The 18,837-nt window shown below is 71.5% G+C and carries 15 protein-coding genes; 13 read left to right on the top strand and 2 right to left on the bottom strand.

All coding sequences use genetic code 11. The features are described 5' to 3' along the window. Window positions 1-56: 56 nt before the first annotated feature. Window positions 57-1,004 carry a hypothetical protein gene (locus ABD207_RS31235; protein ID WP_344016681.1) on the bottom strand — a complete coding sequence of 316 codons (948 nt, stop codon included), beginning with the start codon at window positions 1,002-1,004 and terminating at the stop codon, window positions 57-59. Window positions 1,005-1,235: 231 nt separating this feature from the next. Beyond that, window positions 1,236-1,436 (bottom strand): hypothetical protein, encoded by a 201-nt coding sequence (locus ABD207_RS31230; protein ID WP_344016680.1) that lies wholly within the window; start codon window positions 1,434-1,436, stop codon window positions 1,236-1,238. 251 nt (window positions 1,437-1,687) lie between these two features. Here ABD207_RS31230 and uvrC point away from each other — a divergent pair, with 251 nt between their 5' ends. From uvrC to ABD207_RS31165, 13 genes are all read left to right on the top strand, one after another. Then, on the top strand, window positions 1,688-3,781 hold the full coding sequence (gene uvrC / locus ABD207_RS31225; RefSeq protein WP_344016679.1) for an excinuclease ABC subunit UvrC: 2,094 nt from the start codon (window positions 1,688-1,690) through the stop codon (window positions 3,779-3,781). Further along, window positions 3,778-4,779: an RNase adapter RapZ gene (rapZ, locus tag ABD207_RS31220; RefSeq protein ID WP_344016678.1), complete on the top strand. Its 1,002-nt coding sequence runs from the start codon at window positions 3,778-3,780 to the stop codon at window positions 4,777-4,779. The genes uvrC and rapZ overlap by 4 nt, the downstream gene beginning before the upstream one ends. Further along, window positions 4,776-5,843, top strand: a complete 1,068-nt coding sequence (locus ABD207_RS31215) for a gluconeogenesis factor YvcK family protein (RefSeq protein ID WP_344016677.1) — start codon at window positions 4,776-4,778, stop codon at window positions 5,841-5,843. The genes rapZ and ABD207_RS31215 overlap by 4 nt, the downstream gene beginning before the upstream one ends. Next, the gene (whiA, locus tag ABD207_RS31210) at window positions 5,834-6,823 is read left to right on the top strand and encodes a DNA-binding protein WhiA (RefSeq protein WP_343998700.1); all 990 of its coding nucleotides are present in this window, start codon (window positions 5,834-5,836) and stop codon (window positions 6,821-6,823) included. The genes ABD207_RS31215 and whiA overlap by 10 nt, the downstream gene beginning before the upstream one ends. 292 nt (window positions 6,824-7,115) lie before the next feature. Next, window positions 7,116-10,070: a M14 family metallopeptidase gene (locus ABD207_RS31205; protein WP_344016676.1), complete on the top strand. Its 2,955-nt coding sequence runs from the start codon at window positions 7,116-7,118 to the stop codon at window positions 10,068-10,070. 379 nt (window positions 10,071-10,449) lie between these two features. Next, complete coding sequence (gap, locus tag ABD207_RS31200) at window positions 10,450-11,457, top strand: type I glyceraldehyde-3-phosphate dehydrogenase (RefSeq protein WP_343998696.1); 1,008 nt, start codon at window positions 10,450-10,452, stop codon at window positions 11,455-11,457. A 148-nt stretch (window positions 11,458-11,605) separates the two neighbouring features. After that, window positions 11,606-12,817 carry a phosphoglycerate kinase gene (locus ABD207_RS31195; RefSeq protein ID WP_343998694.1) on the top strand — a complete coding sequence of 404 codons (1,212 nt, stop codon included), beginning with the start codon at window positions 11,606-11,608 and terminating at the stop codon, window positions 12,815-12,817. Between the two features lie 6 nt (window positions 12,818-12,823). Continuing rightward, on the top strand, window positions 12,824-13,600 hold the full coding sequence (gene tpiA / locus ABD207_RS31190) for a triose-phosphate isomerase (protein ID WP_344016674.1): 777 nt from the start codon (window positions 12,824-12,826) through the stop codon (window positions 13,598-13,600). 95 nt (window positions 13,601-13,695) lie between these two features. Continuing rightward, window positions 13,696-13,929: a preprotein translocase subunit SecG gene (secG, locus tag ABD207_RS31185; protein WP_167991465.1), complete on the top strand. Its 234-nt coding sequence runs from the start codon at window positions 13,696-13,698 to the stop codon at window positions 13,927-13,929. Between the two features lie 236 nt (window positions 13,930-14,165). Then, the gene (locus tag ABD207_RS31180; protein WP_119105043.1) at window positions 14,166-14,501 is read left to right on the top strand and encodes an RNA polymerase-binding protein RbpA; all 336 of its coding nucleotides are present in this window, start codon (window positions 14,166-14,168) and stop codon (window positions 14,499-14,501) included. 129 nt (window positions 14,502-14,630) lie between these two features. Next, window positions 14,631-15,899: an MFS transporter gene (locus tag ABD207_RS31175; RefSeq protein WP_344016673.1), complete on the top strand. Its 1,269-nt coding sequence runs from the start codon at window positions 14,631-14,633 to the stop codon at window positions 15,897-15,899. 70 nt (window positions 15,900-15,969) lie between these two features. After that, a complete protein-coding gene (gene pgi / locus ABD207_RS31170) occupies window positions 15,970-17,625 on the top strand; it encodes a glucose-6-phosphate isomerase (protein ID WP_344016672.1) in 1,656 nt (551 codons plus the stop codon). A gap of 102 nt (window positions 17,626-17,727) precedes the next feature. Continuing rightward, a complete protein-coding gene (locus ABD207_RS31165; RefSeq protein WP_344016671.1) occupies window positions 17,728-18,699 on the top strand; it encodes a hypothetical protein in 972 nt (323 codons plus the stop codon). The last annotated feature ends 138 nt before the right edge of the window (window positions 18,700-18,837 follow it).

Below are 18,837 nucleotides of genomic sequence, written 5' to 3'. Positions count from 1 at the left end.
CCGCCACCCGACGCCGGCCCGTCGGGTGGCGGGCCGGCTGTCCGGTGCCGGGACGGTCACTCCCAGTCCCAGGCGATCCCCACGTACCCCGACCGCACGCGCGGCTCGACCAGGTGCACCGAGTGGTGCCGGCCGTTCAGCGCGAGCTCCTGCCGGCCCGCGCGCGGGGCGGCCGCCGAGTGCTGGGTGAACCGGTGGCAGCGCACCGGAAGCGCCCCGGCGTCGAAGCACACCTGCAGGGCGTACTGGCCGCCGTGCGCGTCGGGGCGGTGCACGTACTCGTGCGAGACACCGGCCGTGCCGTCCTCGACGGCGTAGCGGAAGAGGAAGGTGTCCCCGGCTCGCAGGCGGAGCCCGAAGAGCAGCTCGGCGGCGAGCACGCCGCTCTCCGGGTGCCGGCGCACCCGGCCGACCAGGCAGTTCTCCAGGGCGCGCACGGTCATCCGCTCCGGTGCGCAGCCCGGGTCGCCGTGGTGGACGGCCACGAAGCGGTCCACGCCGTCGCGGTGCGCGCGCACGATGTGCTGCGACTCGCGCTCGGCCAGCTCGCGGCGCGCCCCGATGCGGACGCGCTCGTAGTGGTTCAGGGTGTGCAGGCCGCCGTCCCGCGGGACGCCCAGGTCGGCCAGCAGCTCCTCCGCCGCGCCGGCGGTCTCGACGAGGTACCGGTACGAGCGGCCCGCCGGGCGCCGGCCCGCCGGGGTGGCGCCGGAGTCGTCCAGCAGCCGGATCAGGGACTCCTCGGGCAGCTGCAGTATCTCCTCCAGCGCCCGCACCGCCCGCAGCGACTCGGGGCGCTGCGGGCGCCGGGCCCCCTGCTGCCAGTAGCTCAGGCTGGTGACGCCCACCTTCACGCCGTGGCGAGAGAGATGGTGCTGTACGCGCTGCAACGGCAGCCCGCGTGCGGCGATCGCGGCCCGCAGAGCGACATGGAAGGGGCCGCCGCGCAGGGCGGAGTCCAGTTCCACGGAGGCGATGTCCGCGTGCGATGTGGCGTGCGGCATGCAGGGGCCTTTCTGTGAAGTCCACAACGGCTGGTCAGACCGTGCGCGCGGGGCACCCCGGGCCGTCCCGTGGGCACGCGCCGGAATCTTCACATCCGTACGCGGCCGTTCAGGTCCCCGAGCTCCCCCGCATTGAAGCGTGTTGACCTGGCCGCGACAACACCTGCGCAGACAGCCGTGAGCACCGGCTGCCGCGAGCACCGGCTGCCATGGACTTCTGCCCCTATTGGGTTACGGCCGGCCGCCCTGCCCGTTCTCCCGCTCGCTCTCCCGCGCGAGGAGACGCTTGGCACGCACGACGTCGGGGTCGCGCGGATCGAGCGAAGCCCGCAGTCCACAGGTCTGCCGCGCCGAGCCGCGGGCGGGCGTCTCGTCCTGGTACCGGCGCGCTCCGGCCTGCCGTCGTGGCTTCTCGATCCGCGTGCGTCGCATCCGATCGCCCTCCGCCTCGTCTCCGCCCGGCGCTCACCGACGGACGGACCCCCCACCTTCCCGCTCACCGCCGCTCATAACCTTCCGAAGAGTCTTCGGGCACGTCATCGCCGTGAGGGCGCCCGGTGAGGGCGCCTGTGAGGCGCACCGCAAAGTGGTCGTCCACAGCCCCGCCGGGCACGCCGCGGCACCCCGGGCCGGCTGTCCACAGGCCCGCCTGAGTGCCGGCCCCCGCCAGTAGGGTGTGATGCATGGCCGACCCCTCCAGCTACCGCCCCAAGCCGGGTGAGATCCCCGACTCGCCGGGGGTCTACCGGTTCCGTGACGAGCACGGCCGGGTGATCTACGTCGGAAAGGCGAAGAGCCTGCGGCAGCGCCTGGCGAACTACTTCCAGGACCTCGCCGGGCTGCACCCGCGCACCCGCACGATGGTGACGACGGCCGCGTCCGTGGAGTGGACGGTTGTCTCCACGGAGGTCGAGGCGCTCCAGCTGGAGTACTCCTGGATCAAGGCGTACGACCCCCGCTTCAACGTCAAGTACCGCGACGACAAGAGCTATCCGTACCTCGCGGTGACGATGAACGAGGAGTTCCCGCGCGTGCAGGTGATGCGCGGTCACAAGAAGAAGGGCGTGCGGTACTTCGGCCCCTACGCGCACGCGTGGGCGATCCGCGACACCGTGGACCTGCTGCTGCGGGTGTTCCCGGTGCGCACCTGCTCCGCCGGGGTGTTCAAGAACGCCGCCCGCACCGGCCGTCCCTGTCTGCTCGGCTACATCGGCAAGTGCTCGGCGCCCTGCGTCGGCCGGATCTCCGCCGAGGATCATCGTGAACTGGCCGAGGAGTTCTGCGACTTCATGGCCGGCCGCACGGGCACCTACATCCGGCGGCTGGAGCGGCAGATGGCCGAGGCGGCCGAGGCGATGGAGTACGAGCGGGCGGCCCGCCTGCGCGACGACATCGGGGCGCTGAAGAAGGCCATGGAGAAGAACGCGGTCGTGCTCGCCGACGCGACCGACGCCGACCTGATCGCGGTCGCCGAGGACGAGCTGGAGGCGGCCGTCCAGATCTTCCATGTGCGCGGCGGACGGGTGCGCGGCCAGCGCGGCTGGGTCACCGACAAGGTGGAGGAGATCACCACCGGCGCCCTGGTCGAGCACGCCCTGCAGCAGCTCTACGGCGAGGAGACCGGCGACTCCGTCCCCCGGGAGGTCCTGGTCCCCGCCCTGCCCGACCCGGTGGAGCCCGTCCAGGAGTGGCTCACCGGCCGGCGCGGCGCGAACGTGTCCCTGCGCGTGCCGCAGCGCGGCGACAAGAAGGCGCTGATGGAGACGGTGCAGCGCAACGCCCAGCAGGCGCTGGCGCTGCACAAGACCAAGCGCGCCTCCGACCTGACCACCCGCTCCCGCGCGCTGGAGGAGATCGCCGAGGCGCTCGGCCTGGACAGCGCCCCGCTGCGCATCGAGTGCTACGACGTCTCGCACCTCCAGGGCGACGACGTGGTGGCGTCCATGGTGGTCTTCGAGGACGGGCTGGCCCGCAAGAGCGAGTACCGCCGCTTCCAGATCAAGGGCTTCGCCGGGCAGGACGACGTCCGGTCCATGCACGAGGTGATCACCCGCCGCTTCCGGCGCTACCTCGCCGAGAAGGAGCGCACGGGGGAGTGGACCGAAGGGGGGAACGGCGGGGACGGCGCGCCCCAGGACGGCCTCCCGGAGCCGCCGGTGAGCACGCTCACCGAGGACGACGGCCGCCCCAAGCGGTTCGCCTACCCGCCCCAGCTCGTGGTGGTCGACGGCGGCGCCCCGCAGGTCGCGGCCGCCCAGCGGGCCCTGGACGAGCTCGGCATCGACGACATAGCCGTGTGCGGCCTCGCCAAGCGCCTGGAGGAGGTGTGGCTGCCGGGCGAGGACGAACCGGTGGTGCTTCCGCGCACCAGCGAGGGCCTGTATCTGCTCCAGCGGGTGCGGGACGAGGCCCACCGCTTCGCCATCACCTATCAGCGCAGCAAGCGCGCCAAGCGCCTCCGGGCCGGCCCGCTGGACGACGTGCCCGGCCTCGGCGAGGCCCGCAAGCAGGCGCTGATCAAGCACTTCGGTTCGGTGAAGCGGCTGCGGTCGGCGACAATCGATCAGATCTGTGAGGTTCCGGGCATAGGCCGCAAGACCGCCGAGACGATCGTCGCGGCCCTCGCCGGGGCGGCACCCTCCGCGCCCGCCGTGAACACGGCCACGGGCGAGATCATGGATGACGAGGACATGGAAGAACCCGGACAGGCCGCGGGTTCTCCCGGGGAACCCGTGTCTGCGGGAGCCCCGGACGAACGACGGGGGCAGGAGAGATGAGCGAGCACGAGACAGGGCCCGGAGCGGACCGGGCCCAGCAGCCACCCGGCCCCGGCGTCACCCGCCGGGACGCAGGCCACGACGACGGAGCACAGGTGAAGACGGGCAACGACAAGGCCGGGCCGGCCGCTGAGGCGGCCATCCCCGAGCTGGTGATCATCTCCGGCATGTCCGGGGCCGGCCGCTCGACGGCCGCGAAGTGTCTGGAGGACCTCGGCTGGTTCGTCGTCGACAACCTGCCGCCCGCGCTGATCCCCACCATGGTCGAGCTCGGCGCCCGCTCCCAGGGCAATGTGGCCCGGATCGCCGTGGTCGTCGACGTCCGAGGCCGGCGCTTCTTCGACAACCTCCGCGAGTCCCTCGCCGACCTCGACGCCCGCGGTGTCACCCGGCGGATCGTCTTCCTGGAGTCCTCCGACGAGGCCCTGGTGCGCCGCTTCGAGTCGGTGCGCCGCCCGCACCCCCTGCAGGGCGACGGCCGCATCGTCGACGGCATCGCCGCCGAGCGGGAGCTGTTGCGCGAGCTGCGCGGCGACGCCGATCTGGTGATCGACACCTCCAGCCTCAATGTGCACGAGCTGCGCGCCAAGATGGACGCCCAGTTCGCCGGCGAGGAGGAGCCCGAGCTGCGGGCCACCGTGATGTCCTTCGGCTTCAAGTACGGCCTGCCGGTCGACGCCGACCTGGTCGTGGACATGCGCTTCCTGCCCAACCCGCACTGGGTCCCGGAGCTGCGCCCCTACACCGGCCTCAACGAGGAGGTGGCGTCGTACGTCTTCAACCAGCCCGGCGCCAAGGAGTTCCTCGACCGCTACGCGGAGCTGCTGCGGCTGGTCGCCGCCGGCTACCGCCGTGAGGGCAAGCGCTATGTGACCATCGCGGTCGGGTGCACCGGCGGCAAGCACCGTTCGGTCGCCATGTCGGAGAAACTCGCCGCGCGGCTCGCCGCCGAGGGCGTGGAGACGGTGGTCGTCCACCGGGACATGGGACGCGAATGACACGACGTACTCCCCGGCTGAGCCGGCTGCGCAGGGCGGTCCCCGAGGGGCGCGCGGGCCGTCCGGCCGAGACCCGCGGTGCCCGCCCGCGCCGCCGCGGCACCCAGCCCAAGGTGGTCGCCCTCGGCGGCGGCATGGGCCTGTCCGCCTCGCTCGCCGCGCTGCGCCGGATCACCGGCGACCTCACCGCCGTGGTCACCGTCGCCGACGACGGCGGCTCCAGCGGCCGCCTGCGCGACGAGCTGGGGGTGCTGCCGCCCGGCGACCTGCGCAAGGCGCTGGCCGCGCTGTGCGGCGACGACGAGTGGGGCCAGACCTGGGCCCAGGTCATCCAGCACCGCTTCCAGTCCCAGGGCGACCTGCACGACCACGCGGTGGGCAATCTGCTGATCGTCGCCCTGTGGGAGCAGCTCGGCGACCACGTCAAGGCCCTGGACCTGGTGGGCCGGCTGCTCGGCGCGCACGGGCGGGTGCTGCCCATGTCCGCGGTCCCGCTGGAGCTGCAGGCCCTGGTCAAGGGGCACGACCCGGAGCGCCCGGACGAGGTGGAGACGGTGCGCGGGCAGGCCACGGTCGCCCTCACCCCCGGCGAGGTGCAGTCCGTGCACCTGGTGCCGAACGACCCGCCGGCCGTGCCCGAGGCCGTCGAGGCGGTCCTCGACGCCGACTGGGTGGTCCTCGGACCGGGTTCGTGGTTCTCCTCGGTCATCCCGCACCTTCTGGTGCCCGGGCTGCGGGACGCCCTGATCGAGACCAAGGCCCGGCGGGTACTTTCCCTGAACCTCGCTCCGCAGCCCGGAGAAACCGAGGGCTTCTCCCCGCAGCGTCATTTGGAGGTTTTGGGACGACACGCCCCTAAACTCGCCCTGGACGTGGTGCTGGCCGACGAGGCCGCTGTGCCCGACCGCGACTCGCTCACCGATGCCGCCAAGCGGTTCGGCGCCGCGGTCGAGCTGGCGCCGGTGGCCCGGCCCGACGGAAGCCCCCGGCACGACCCGGAGCTGCTGGCCGCCGCGTACGACCGTATTTTTCGGATGCATGGAAGGATCGGCCCATGGCGATGACGGCAGCGGTGAAGGACGAGATCTCCCGGCTTCCCGTCACCCGGACCTGCTGCAGGAAGGCGGAGGTCTCCGCCATTCTGCGGTTCGCCGGCGGCCTCCACCTGGTGAGCGGGCGCATCGTGATCGAGGCGGAGCTGGACACCGCCATGGCGGCCCGCCGCCTCAAGCGGGACATCCTGGAGATCTTCGGCCACAGCTCCGAGCTGATCGTGATGGCCCCCGGCGGGCTGCGCCGCGGCTCGCGCTACGTGGTCCGCGTGGTGGCGGGCGGCGACCAGCTGGCCCGCCAGACCGGCCTGGTCGACGGCCGGGGCCGCCCGATCCGGGGGCTGCCCCCGCAGGTGGTCTCGGGGGCCACCTGTGACGCCGAGGCCGCCTGGCGCGGGGCCTTCCTGGCGCACGGCTCGCTCACCGAGCCGGGCCGCTCCTCCTCCCTGGAGGTGACCTGCCCCGGCCCGGAGGCGGCGCTCGCGCTGGTCGGGGCCGCCCGCCGGCTGTCGATCGCCGCCAAGGCGCGCGAGGTGCGCGGTGTGGACCGCGTCGTCGTCCGTGACGGTGATGCGATCGGCGCGCTGCTGACGCGGCTCGGCGCGCACGAGTCGGTGCTGGCCTGGGAGGAGCGCCGGATGCGCCGCGAGGTGCGGGCCACGGCCAACCGCCTCGCCAACTTCGACGACGCCAACCTGCGGCGCTCCGCCCGCGCGGCCGTCGCCGCCGGGGCCCGGGTGCAGCGCGCGCTGGAGATCCTCGGCGACGACGTCCCCGAGCACCTCGCGGCGGCCGGCCGGCTGCGCATGGAGCACAAGCAGGCCTCCCTGGAGGAGCTGGGCGCGCTCGCCGACCCGCCGCTCACCAAGGACGCCGTCGCCGGACGCATCCGCCGGCTGCTCGCCATGGCCGACAAGCGCGCCGCCGACCTCGGCATCCCGGGCACGGAGGCCAATCTCACCGAGGAGCTGACCGAGAACCTCGTCGGCTGACCGGCCGACTCGCTCAGCACGTCAGCTGACGCCGGCCGGCTCGCTCAGCACGTCGGCTGACGTCGGCTTGCTCAGCACATTGACTGACGTCCGTTGGCTCGCTCTGCACGTCGGCTGACGTCCGCCGGCGCGCCCCCTGCGGCTGACCTTCCGTCAAACAGCCGGTGCTGTCGCCCGATCGGGTGAACGGCACCGGCTGTCGCGTGTCGGACCGGCACCCTTGACTCGATCTTCAAGTGTCATGAGCCTGGCAACCGTTCGCTGCTGTGGCGGACCCACCCCAGGGGGGTTCATGAGACGAAGAGCGGGATCGATCCTCGCTGCCGGCGCGCTCCTCATCGGTGGCGCCGGCTTCGCACCGGCCGCCCAGGCGCAACCCGCCGGCCCACCGGCCGGCGACCAGGACGAGGTCCGGGTCTTCCGGGCCGTCGTCACCAGCAAGCAGGTACCGCTGCTGCTGGCCGCGGGCCAGGACGGCCACGAACTCGGTGAGCAGGTCCCCGACCGGGGCACCGCCACCGTCGAGGTCCACCTCACCACCGGACAGGCCGAGAAGCTCGAGAAACAAGGTGTCCGGCTCACCGAGCACCGGCTCTCGGCCCGCGCGGCCGACCGCGTCGAGGATGCCGCCGAGGGCGTGTTCCGCCCGTACAGCGGCAAGGGCGGCCTGAAGGAGGAGATTCTCCGCACCGCGCAGAGGCACCGCGACCTCACCAAGGTCGTCTCCATCGGCAAGACGGTCAGGGGCCAGGACATCCTCGCCCTGAAGCTCACCAAGAGAGCCCGCACCACGCGGGACGGCTCCAAGCCCGCCGTCCTCTACATGTCCAACCAGCACGCGCGCGAGTGGATCACCCCGGAGATGACCCGGCGGCTGATGCACCACTACTTGGACAAGTACCGGACGGACAAGCGCATCAAGAAGATCGTCGACTCCACCGAGCTGTGGTTCGTCCTGTCGGCCAACCCCGACGGCTACGACTACACCTTCGCCGACGACGCCAACCGCCTGTGGCGCAAGAACCTCCGCGACGTCAACGGCGACGGCACCATCGGCACCGGGGACGGCGTCGACCTCAACCGCAACTTCCCCTACAAGTGGGGCTACGACGACGAGGGTTCGTCACCCGACCCCACCAGCCAGACCTACCGCGGCGCGAGCCCCGGCTCCGAGCCCGAGACCAAGGCGATCGACGCGCTGCAGAAGCGCATCGGCTTCACCTACGGCATCAACTACCACTCCGCCGCCGAACTCCTCCTCTACGGCGTCGGCTGGCAGGTCGCCACCCCCACCCCCGACGACGTCATGTACAAGGCGCTCGCCGGGACACCGGGCAACTCCGCGATCCCCGGCTACCTCCCGCAGCTCTCCTCCGAGCTGTACACCACCAACGGCGAGGCCGACGGGCACGCGGCGAACGTCAACGGGATGGCGATGTTCACCCCGGAGATGTCGACCTGTCAGACGGCCTCCGAATACGACCCGGACGACGCCTGGAAGCCCGGCGACTGCCGTTCGATCTTCACCTTCCCGGACGACGAGAAGCTGATCCAGCAGGAGTTCGCCAAGAACGTCCCGTTCGCCCTCTCGGTGGCCGAGAGCGCCGCGCACCCCGACCGGCCGGACTCCGCGGTCGGCCTGAAGGCGGCCGACTTCACCCCGGCCGCCTTCGGCACCTCCTACACGCGCGACGGCGAGCAGGAGGTCTCCGTCGTCGTCCGCAGGGCCGTGCGCGACAAGGAGCTGAAGTACCGCATCGACGGCGGCCGCACCCGGGACGCCGGCCTCAGGGCCTGGAGGGGCGGCGAGCGGTACGGCGGCGAGGACGACCTGTACTTCGACGAGTACCGCGCGATGGTGAAGGGCATCCGCCCCGGTGACCGGGTGCAGGTGTGGTTCACCGGCGAGACCCGGGGCGGCCGGGACGTCGCCAGCGAGCGCTTCACCTTCACCGTGGCCGAACGCCCCCGCGCCGACGTCCTGGTGGTCGCCGAGGAAGGCGCGAAGGCCACCCACGCCCAGCGCTACATCGACGCGCTCCGCGCCAACGGCAGGAGGGCGGCCCTCTGGGACGTCGCCGAGCGGGGCGCGCCCGACGCGCTCGGCGTGCTGAGCCACTTCCGCACCGTGGTCCACTACACCGGCGCCGCCGTGCCGGGCGTGGCGACCCAGCTCCAGCTGCGGGCCTTCCTCAACGAGGGCGGACGGCTGATCGAGGCGGGCGAGCAGGCCGGCGGCTCCGTCGACCTCGGCGAGGGCACCCTGTCCGACGACTTCAGCCAGTACTACCTGGGCGCCTACACCCGCAGTTCCACCTCCGGCGTCACCTCGTTCGCCGGGTCCGGGAAGCTCGGCGGCTTCAGCGGCCCGCTCGGCGACGCGCCGGGCAACCCGCTGGACAAGGCCGGCACCTACGGCCTCACCTCCGACGAGCTGCCCGCCGACCGGTACCCGCAGTTCGCCGGCTGGGGCGCGGGCGACTACCCGGGCACGATCAACCCGTACGGCCCGTACGCGGGCTCCACGATGGCCGCCGCCGTCCACACCGACGACGGCTACAAACGCCTCACCAGAACCGTCGACCTCACCGGTGTCAGCGCGGCCGACCGGCCCACCCTGCGCACCCAGCTGCTGTGGGACACCGAGCCGGGCTACGACAACGTCATCGTCGAGGCGCACACCGCGGGCGCCGGTGACTGGACGACGCTGCCGGAGGCGGGCGGCGCGACCCGCACCACCGTGCCGACCGAGTGCGGAGGCGGCTTCTACGTCGGTGAGCACCCCTGGCTGGAGCACTACCTGACCGTGGCGGACGGCGAATGCACCGCGAGAGGCACCACCGGCGCCTGGAACAGCCTGACCGGCTCCTCCGGCGGCTGGCAGCAGGTGAACTTCGACCTGAGCGCCTACGCCGGGAAGACGGTCGAGGTGTCGGTCAGCTATGTCACCGACCCGGGCAGCGGCGGCCACGGCGTCCTCGCCGACGAGGCCTCCCTGGTCGTGGGCGGCGAGGTGCGCGAGACCGAGGGCTTCGAGACCTCCTTCGGGCCCTGGGAGGTCACCGGCCCGCCCCCGGGCAGCCCGCCGGTGCTGAAGGACTGGACGCGCACCGGGGAGCTGTTCCGGACCCACGCGGCCATCACCACCCGGGACACCGTGCTCCTGGGCTTCGGCCTGGAGCACCTCGCCTCGGCCGCCGACCGGGCGGCCCTGATCCGCAAGGCGCTCGCCGCGCTCGACCGGTGAGCCGGGTGAACCCGGTGAACCGGTGAACCGGTGAACCGGTGAATTGTCTGGCCGGTGAACCAATGAGCCGCACCGCGCCGGACCGGTGGACTCCCGCCGTGTCCGGCGCGGTGAGCGTGGACAGATGAGCGCCCCCGGCGACAGATGAAAGGCGCGAGCCGGAACCCCTGTATCCGGCCAATCCGGGTACCCGGCAGTGACAAGAACCACTCGGACCTGGGCGATCCGTACCCTACTGACGGGTAAGGATCGGCGTGCCGGGTATGGGGCAACTCGATGTCACGGCCGGGCCCCCGGAGCGGTAGGGTCGGGGGTGGTCGGGGACATCCCAAAACAGCTCGCCGGCACTGAGCCGGCGTACCAACGAGGAGATCGGTTCGTGACGATCCGCGTAGGCATCAACGGGTTTGGCCGCATCGGTCGCAACTACTTCCGCGCACTGCTGGAACAGGGCGCCGACATCGAGATCGTGGCTGTCAACGACCTGGGTGACACCGCGACCACCGCACACCTGCTGAAGTACGACACCATCCTGGGCCGCCTCAAGCAGGAGGTCTCCCACACCGCCGACACGATCACCGTCGACGGCAAGACGATCAAGGTGCTCTCCGAGCGCAACCCCGCCGACATCCCCTGGGGCGAGCTGGGTGTCGACATCGTCATCGAGTCGACCGGCATCTTCACCAAGAAGGAAGACGCCGAGAAGCACATCGCCGGCGGCGCCAAGAAGGTCATCATCTCCGCCCCGGCGAAGAACGAGGACATCACCCTCGTCATGGGCGTCAACCACGAGCAGTACGACCCGGCGAACCACCACGTCATCTCCAACGCCTCCTGCACCACCAACTGTGTGGCGCCGATGGCGAAGGTCCTCGACGAGAACTTCGGCATCGTCAAGGGTCTGATGACCACGGTGCATGCCTACACCAACGACCAGCGCATCCTGGACTTCCCGCACAAGGACCTGCGCCGCGCCCGGGCCGCCGCGGAGAACATCATCCCGACCACCACCGGCGCCGCCAAGGCCACCGCCCTGGTGCTGCCGCAGCTCAAGGGCAAGCTGGACGGCATGGCCATGCGCGTCCCGGTCCCGACCGGCTCGGTGACGGACCTGGTGGTCGAGCTCTCCCGCGAGGTGACCAAGGAAGAGGTCAACGCCGCCTTCCAGAAGGCCGCCGAGGGCGAGCTGAAGGGCTACCTGGAGTACACCGAGGACCCGATCGTCTCCTCCGACATCGTCAACGCCCCGGCGTCCTGCACCTTCGACTCCTCCCTGACCATGGTCCAGGAGGGGAAGAACGTGAAGGTCATCGGCTGGTACGACAACGAGTGGGGTTACTCCAACCGCCTCGTGGACCTGACGGTCTTCGTCGGCAACCAGCTCTGATCCCCCCACGGGCAGCCTGATATGAGTTGCAGGGCTCGGCCGGCGCACTCAGCGCCGTCCGGGCCCTGACGCACGTATCGGAGCAGTCGCCCTCTTTCGATCACGAGCGATCACGAGCGAACACGAGCTCTAGCCAGGGAGCCCTCTCATGAAGACGATCGACGAACTCCTCTCCGAAGGGGTCGCGGGCAAGCGGGTCTTCGTCCGCGCCGACCTCAATGTGCCGCTGGACGGCACCACCATCACCGACGACGGCCGCATCCGCGCGGTGCTGCCCACTGTCAAAGCCCTTGCCGAGGCCGGCGCCCGCGTGGTCGTCGCCTCCCACCTGGGCCGCCCCAAGGGCGCCCCCGACCCCGCCTTCTCGCTCGCCCCCGCCGCCACCCGCCTCGGTGAACTCCTCGGCGCCGAGGTGGCGTTCGCGGCCGACACCGTCGGCGACTCCGCCACCTCGACCGTCTCCGGCCTCACCGACGGCAAGGTCGCGGTCCTGGAGAACCTGCGCTTCAACGCCGGCGAGACCAGCAAGGACGACGCCGAGCGCGCCGCCTTCGCCGACCGGCTCGCCGCCCTGGCCGACGTGTACGTCGGTGACGGCTTCGGCGCCGTGCACCGCAAGCACGCCTCGGTCTTCGACCTGCCCAAGCGGCTCCCGCACTACGCCGGCTACCTCATCGCCACCGAGGTCGGCGTCCTGAAGAAGCTCACCGAGGACGTCAAGCGCCCCTACGTGGTCGCCCTCGGCGGCGCCAAGGTCTCCGACAAGCTCGCCGTCATCGACCAGCTGCTCGGCAAGGCCGACCGCCTGCTCATCGGCGGCGGCATGGCGTACACCTTCCTCAAGGCCAAGGGCTACGAGGTCGGCAGGTCGCTGCTCCAGGAGGACCAGATCCCGGCGGTCACCGAGTACCTGGAGCGCGCCGAGAAGCAGGGCGTGGAGCTGGTCCTGCCGGTCGACGCGCTGGTCGCGCCCGAGTTCCCGGACCTGAAGACCAAGGCGCCCGCCAACCCCACAGCCGTCGCCGCGGACGCCATCCCGGCCGACCAGGAGGGCCTGGACATCGGTCCGGAGACCCGCAAGCTCTACGCCTCGAAGCTCGCCGACGCGGCCACCGTCTTCTGGAACGGCCCCATGGGCGTCTTCGAGCACCCCGACTACGCCGAGGGCACCAAGGCGGTCGCCCAGGCCCTCATCGACTCCCCGGGCTTCACCGTGGTCGGCGGCGGCGACTCCGCCGCGGCGGTCCGTACCCTGGGCTTCGACGAGCAGGCATTCGGCCACATCTCGACCGGAGGCGGCGCCTCCCTCGAATACCTCGAGGGCAAGACGCTCCCCGGCCTCGCCGCACTGGAGGACTGACCCTTTATGAGCACGCGCACGCCGCTGATGGCGGGCAACTGGAAGATGAACCTCAACCACCTCGAGGCCATCGCGCACGTCCAGAAGCTCGCCTTCGCCCTGGCCGACAAGGACTACGAGGCCGTCGAGGTCGTCGTCCTGCCGCCCTTCACCGACCTGCGCTCGGTCCAGACCCTCGTCGACGGCGACAAGCTGAAGATCAAGTACGGCGCCCAGGACATCTCCGCCCACGACGGCGGCGCCTACACCGGGGAGATCTCCGGCCCGATGCTGGCCAAGCTGAAGTGCAGCTATGTCGTGGTCGGGCACTCCGAGCGCCGGCAGTACCACGGCGAGACCGACGAGCTGGTGAACGCCAAGGTCAAGGCCGCCCTCAAGCACGGCATCGCCCCGATCCTGTGCGTCGGCGAGGAGCTCGAGGTCCGCGAGGCCGGCAACCACGTCTCCCACACCCTCGCCCAGGTCGAGGGCGGCCTGAAGGACGTCCCGGCCGAGCAGGCCGAGACCGTGGTGATCGCCTACGAGCCCGTCTGGGCCATCGGCACCGGCAAGGTCTGCGGCGCCGAGGACGCCCAGGAGGTCTGCGCCGCCATCCGCGGCAAGCTCGCCGAGCTGTACGGCCAGGAGGTGGCCGACAAGGTCCGCATCCAGTACGGCGGCTCCGTCAAGGCCGGCAATGTCGCCGAGATCATGGCCCAGCCCGACATCGACGGCGCCCTGGTCGGCGGCGCCTCCCTGGACGCCGACGAGTTCGTCAAGATCGTCCGCTTCCGCGACCAGTGAGTATGCGGTAGCGGGGATCCGTCGTACCCTTGCGGGGTCCAGCAGAACCTGCTGGGCCCCGTCGTCCATCCGAATCCGAGGAAGTTGGTCCAGCCGTGGTTTTGGGGTTCTCGATCGCCCTGATCGTCTTCAGCCTGCTGCTGATGCTGCTGGTGCTGATGCACAAGGGGAAGGGCGGCGGCCTCTCCGACATGTTCGGTGGTGGCATGCAGTCCTCCGTCGGCGGCTCCTCGGTCGCCGAGCGCAACCTCGACCGGATCACCGTCGTGGTCGGTCTGCTGTGGTTCGCGTGCATCGTGACGCTCGGCGTCATGATGAAGCTCGACTGAACGAGCAGAGGTACATTCCGCCCGCAACGGGGCGGATCCCCTCCGCATTCCGTGCGTAATGCCCCATGTTCGGTACGCGCAGCACCGCGCGGCCTATCATGGGGCTTGCGTCTTTGAGCGGGGCCCTTGTAACTCCAATCACTGGACGTGCGTTGGGCCTTCCGTAGACTGAGGCGCTCGCAGCGAAGCGGAACGCCGACTCGCTTCGCGGCACCATCACGCAGGGAGTTACGACCGTGGCAAGTGGCAACGCGATCCGGGGAAGCCGGGTCGGGGCGGGGCCGATGGGCGAGGCCGAGCGCGGCGAGTCCGCGCCGCGGCTGCGCGTCTCCTTCTGGTGCTCCAACGGGCACGAGACACAGCCGAGCTTCGCCAGCGACGCGCAGGTGCCCGAAACCTGGGACTGCCCCCGCTGTGGCTTTCCGGCCGGTCAGGACCGCGACAATCCGCCGGACCCCCCGCGCACCGAGCCCTACAAGACCCACCTCGCGTATGTGCGGGAGCGGCGCAGCGACGCGGACGGCGAGGCCATCCTCGCCGAGGCCCTCGCCAAACTGCGGGGCGAGATCTAGTTTTTGACGACCGACCGGGCAGCGACACCTGCCTGGTCGCTGTCGTTTCCGGCCCTGGCCGGCCGTTCGCGCGGCGATTGTCAGTGGTGCCCTCTACGGTTGCGAATCGACCGACCGTGAGGGGGAGTTGTGGCGACAGCCGAAACCGCGGGCACCCGTGCGCCCGCATGGCGCGGCGGATTCGGGCGGCTGTGGAGCGCGGCCGTGCTCTCCAGCCTCGGCGACGCGCTGCGCACCGCCGCGCTGCCTCTGCTCGCCGTCTCCCTCACCGACGATCCGCTGCTCATCGCCTCCGTCACCGCCTGCGGCCATCTGCCCTGGATCGTGTTCGGCCTGCTCGGCGGCGCGGCCGCCGACCGGGTGGACCAGCGGCGGGCCATGTGGGCGGTGGACCTGCTGCGCGGACTGCTGGTCGCCGCCTTCGCCGTGGCCGTGGCGCTCGGCCACGCCTCCATCGGGCTGCTCATCGCCCTGGCGTTCATCCTGACCACCCTGCAGACCCTCTTCGACAACGCCGCCACCGCCCTGCTGCCCTCCTTGGTGCCCCCGGGCGCCCTCGGCAGCGCCAACGCCCGCCTGATGACCGGCCAGCGCCTGGCCGGCGGACTGCTCGGCGGGCCCGCCGTCCCGCTGCTGCTGACCGCCGGGGCCGCCGCACCCTACGCCGTCGACGCCGCCACGTATCTGCTGGCCGCCGCCCTGATCGCCTCGCTGGGGCGGCCCGCCGCCGAGCGCGCCCCGGGACCGCCCGGCAGCACCCTGCGCCGGGAGATCGCCGAGGGGCTGCGCACCCTGGTCCGGGACCGGGTGCTGCGTGCGCTGTGCACCGCGACCGCGCTGTGCAACATCGGCATCGGCGCTCTCCTCGCCACGCTGGTGATCCTGGTGACCGGCTGGCTGGGCGCGGGGGAGACCGGCTATGCGGCGGCCCTGACGGCGTACACGGTCGGCAGTCTCGCCGGGGGCGCGGCGAGCGGACGGCTGGTCGCCCGGCTCGGACGGGCCCGGTCGGTGCTGCTCGCCGGGAGCGTGCAGACCGCCGCACTGCTCGCCATGGGCGGCGTGCGCCACCTGGGCGCGCTCCTCGTGTCCCTGGCCGTCTTCGGCTTCATGGGCATGGTCTGGAACGTCAACACCACCACCCTGCTGCAGGAGCGCAGCCCCGCCGGGATGCTCGGCCGGGTCTCCTCCGCGCACCGGACGCTCGGGGTCGCCGGGACACCGCTGGGCGCGCTGCTCGGCGGGGCCCTCGCCGCGGCCTGGGGGGCGGGCACCCCGGCGCTGCTCGCGGCAGGCTTCTTCGCCCTCGCCACCGCCGCGCTGATACCTGTGCGCCGCCCCGACGTACCTGTTGGTGCGCCGGACGACGGCGCCACGACAGCTCACGTCCACCGCTGATCAATTAGGTTGGGACCGGCAGCGGGGCAAGGTACGCAGCACAGAGCGAGGAAGAAGGCTGAAGTCCGAGATGAACGCAGACGGCCGTACCGGGCTCAATCAGATGCCCGAGTGGAGCGCCCTGGTCAAGCACCGTGAGGAGCTCGGGGAGGTGGAGCTGCGCGAGCTGTTCGCCGCCGACCCCGGCCGCGGCACCTCCTACGTCCTCCGTGTGGGTGACCTGTACATCGACTACTCGAAGCACCTGGTCACCGACCGGACGCTGGCGTTGCTGCGGGACCTGGCGGCGGCGACGGATGTGTTCGGACTGCGGGACGCGATGTTCCGCGGCGAGAAGATCAACACCACCGAGCGGCGGGCGGTGCTGCACACCGCGCTGCGGGCGCCGCGGGACGCGGTGGTGGAGGTCGACGGCGAGAACGTCGTGCCGGGTGTGCACGCGGTGCTCGACAAGATGGCCGACTTCTCCCGGCGCATCCGCTCCGGCGAGTGGACGGGCCACACCGGCAAGCGCATCCGCAATGTCGTCAACGTCGGCATCGGCGGCTCGGACCTCGGCCCGGCGATGGCCTACGAGGCGCTGCGCGCCTACACCGCCCGGGATCTGACGTTCCGCTTCGTCTCCAACGTGGACGGGGCGGATCTGCACGAGGCGCTGCGGGACCTGGACCCGGCCGAGACGCTGTTCATCATCGCCTCCAAGACCTTCACCACGATCGAGACGGTCACCAACGCCACCTCGGCCCGCTCCTGGCTGCTCAACGGCCTGGGCGGCGACGAGAGCGCGGTCGCCAAGCACTTCGTCGCCCTGTCGACCAACGCGGAGAAGGTGGCGGCCTTCGGCATCGACACGGCGAACATGTTCGAGTTCTGGGACTGGGTCGGAGGCCGCTACTCCTACGACTCGGCCATCGGCCTGTCCCTGATGATCGCGATCGGGCCGGAACGGTTCCGGGAGATGCTGGACGGCTTCCACCTGGTCGACGAGCACTTCCGCACCGCGCCCGCGGAGGCCAACGCACCGCTGCTGCTGGGGCTGCTGGGCATCTGGTACAACAACTTCTTCGACGCCCAGTCCCACGCCGTGCTGCCGTACTCGCACTACCTGTCGAAGTTCACCGCGTACCTGCAGCAGCTCGACATGGAGTCCAACGGCAAGTCCGTGGACCGCGACGGCCGGCCCGTCGCCTGGCAGACCGGTCCGGTGGTGTGGGGCACACCGGGGACCAACGGACAGCACGCGTACTACCAGTTGATCCACCAGGGCACCAAGCTGATCCCGGCGGACTTCATCGGCTTCGCCCAGCCGGTCGCCGAGCTCAGCGACGAACTGGCCGCGCAGCACGACCTGCTGATGGCGAACTTCTTCGCCCAGACGCAGGCGCTGGCCTTCGGCAAGACGCCCGAGGAGGTGCGCGCCGAGGGGGTGCCCGAGGAGCTGGTGGCGCACAAGACCTTCCGCGGCAACCACCCCACGACCACCATCCTCGCCAAGGAGCTGACCCCCTCGGTACTGGGGCAGCTGGTCGCGCTCTACGAGCACAAGGTGTTCGTGCAGGGCGCGGTGTGGAACATCGACTCCTTCGACCAGTGGGGCGTGGAGCTGGGCAAGGTCCTGGCCAAGCGCATCGAGCCCGCCCTCACCGAAGGGGCCGACGTGCCCGGCCTGGACGCCTCCACCAAGGCGCTCGTCGGCACCTACCGGGAGCTGCGCGGCCGCTCCTGAGCACGCTGCGGTGAAGCGGGCGGCAGCACGCCGTCCGCTTTCCCGTAGACTCCCCGGCGATCAACGGCAGGCCGGCACGGCGGACGCTCGGGGGAGCTGACGGTGGCACGTACGCGTGGTGGTTGGATCGGCGTTCCGCTCGGCGTTCGGCACGCGCTGAAGGCGCACCGGGCCGCACGCGCGGTGTTCCACCCCGCCTGGATCCCCGACTCGCTGGACCCGACGATCGAACGGCTCAAGCGTTTCCGGGTCGTCGCCGGGGCGGTCACCTCGCTCGGTGTCTACACCTACGTCGAGGGCGGCTTCGCCATCATGGAGCTGCTGGAGAACGCCCTCACCGCGGCCATGGTGCTGCTGCTCCTCACCCCGCTGACGGTCGGCGTGATGCTCCTGGTGTGGCGGCGCACCGGCACCGTAGGGCAGCTGCGGGTGCCGCTGCTGAACTCCCTCAAACTGCTGCTGCTGTTCATCGGCTGTGTCGCCGCGCTCGTGGTGTTGGGCCAGGTCATCGCGGGCAGCAACAGTCAGCTGGTCGTCCTGGGCGTGGGCCTGGTCTTCATCTGGGGGCTCTGGTTCACCGGTATCGGGGCCGTCCGGGTCTGCGGCAACTTCTTCGGCACGGCCGCCGTGCACCGCAGCCTGCCGGCGCTGCTCGCCACCGTGACGAGCTGGCTGACCGCGCTGCCCGACCTGATCACCGGGGACCTGCACGGACTCGGCCTGACTCTGGGCATCGTCTTCATCCTGGGCGCCCCGGTGACGGTCACGGCGATCGCCCTCGCGGAGACGCGCCGGCTCAAGCGCCGGTACGGCATCCGCCTGCGCACCCACCCCGCGAACCTGCCGCCGGTCCCCGGCGGCCCGCCACCGGCGCCGCCGACGGGACTGCCGCACGTACCGCCCCAGGGCAATCCGTACGGTCCGCCGCACGGGCATCCCTACGGCCCGCCCCAGGGCCACAGTCCCTACGGCCCGCCGCGGGGCAACCCCTATGCGCCCCCGCAGGGAAACCCGTACGGCCCGCCGCACGCCCCGCGACCGCCGCACCCGCCGCAGAACCCTTACGGCGGCTGACCCTGGACGGCCGCTGCCTGGAGGACGGCGGTGGGCCGGAGAACGGGCGTGGACCGGAGGCGGCGGTTGATTGGAGGACGGCGGTTGCCCGAAGGCGGCCGCCGCGCGGAAAACGGCGGCTGACTGAAGGACGGCAGT

It is taken from the genome of Streptomyces thermospinosisporus, assembly GCF_039526425.1.
GTDB classification, from domain to species: Bacteria; Actinomycetota; Actinomycetes; order Streptomycetales; family Streptomycetaceae; genus Streptomyces; species Streptomyces thermocarboxydovorans.
This window is presented reverse-complemented; position numbering and strand designations above follow the sequence as displayed.

Coding starts and splice junctions, on each gene's coding strand:
- ABD207_RS31235 (WP_344016681.1), bottom strand. CDS start 1,004: ATGCCGCACGCCACATCGCACGCGGACATCGCCTCCGTGGAACTGGAC.
- ABD207_RS31230 (WP_344016680.1), bottom strand. CDS start 1,436: ATGCGACGCACGCGGATCGAGAAGCCACGACGGCAGGCCGGAGCGCGC.
- uvrC (WP_344016679.1), top strand. CDS start 1,688: ATGGCCGACCCCTCCAGCTACCGCCCCAAGCCGGGTGAGATCCCCGAC.
- rapZ (WP_344016678.1), top strand. CDS start 3,778: ATGAGCGAGCACGAGACAGGGCCCGGAGCGGACCGGGCCCAGCAGCCA.
- ABD207_RS31215 (WP_344016677.1), top strand. CDS start 4,776: ATGACACGACGTACTCCCCGGCTGAGCCGGCTGCGCAGGGCGGTCCCC.
- whiA (WP_343998700.1), top strand. CDS start 5,834: ATGGCGATGACGGCAGCGGTGAAGGACGAGATCTCCCGGCTTCCCGTC.
- ABD207_RS31205 (WP_344016676.1), top strand. CDS start 7,116: ATGAGACGAAGAGCGGGATCGATCCTCGCTGCCGGCGCGCTCCTCATC.
- ABD207_RS31195 (WP_343998694.1), top strand. CDS start 11,606: ATGAAGACGATCGACGAACTCCTCTCCGAAGGGGTCGCGGGCAAGCGG.
- tpiA (WP_344016674.1), top strand. CDS start 12,824: ATGAGCACGCGCACGCCGCTGATGGCGGGCAACTGGAAGATGAACCTC.
- pgi (WP_344016672.1), top strand. CDS start 15,970: ATGAACGCAGACGGCCGTACCGGGCTCAATCAGATGCCCGAGTGGAGC.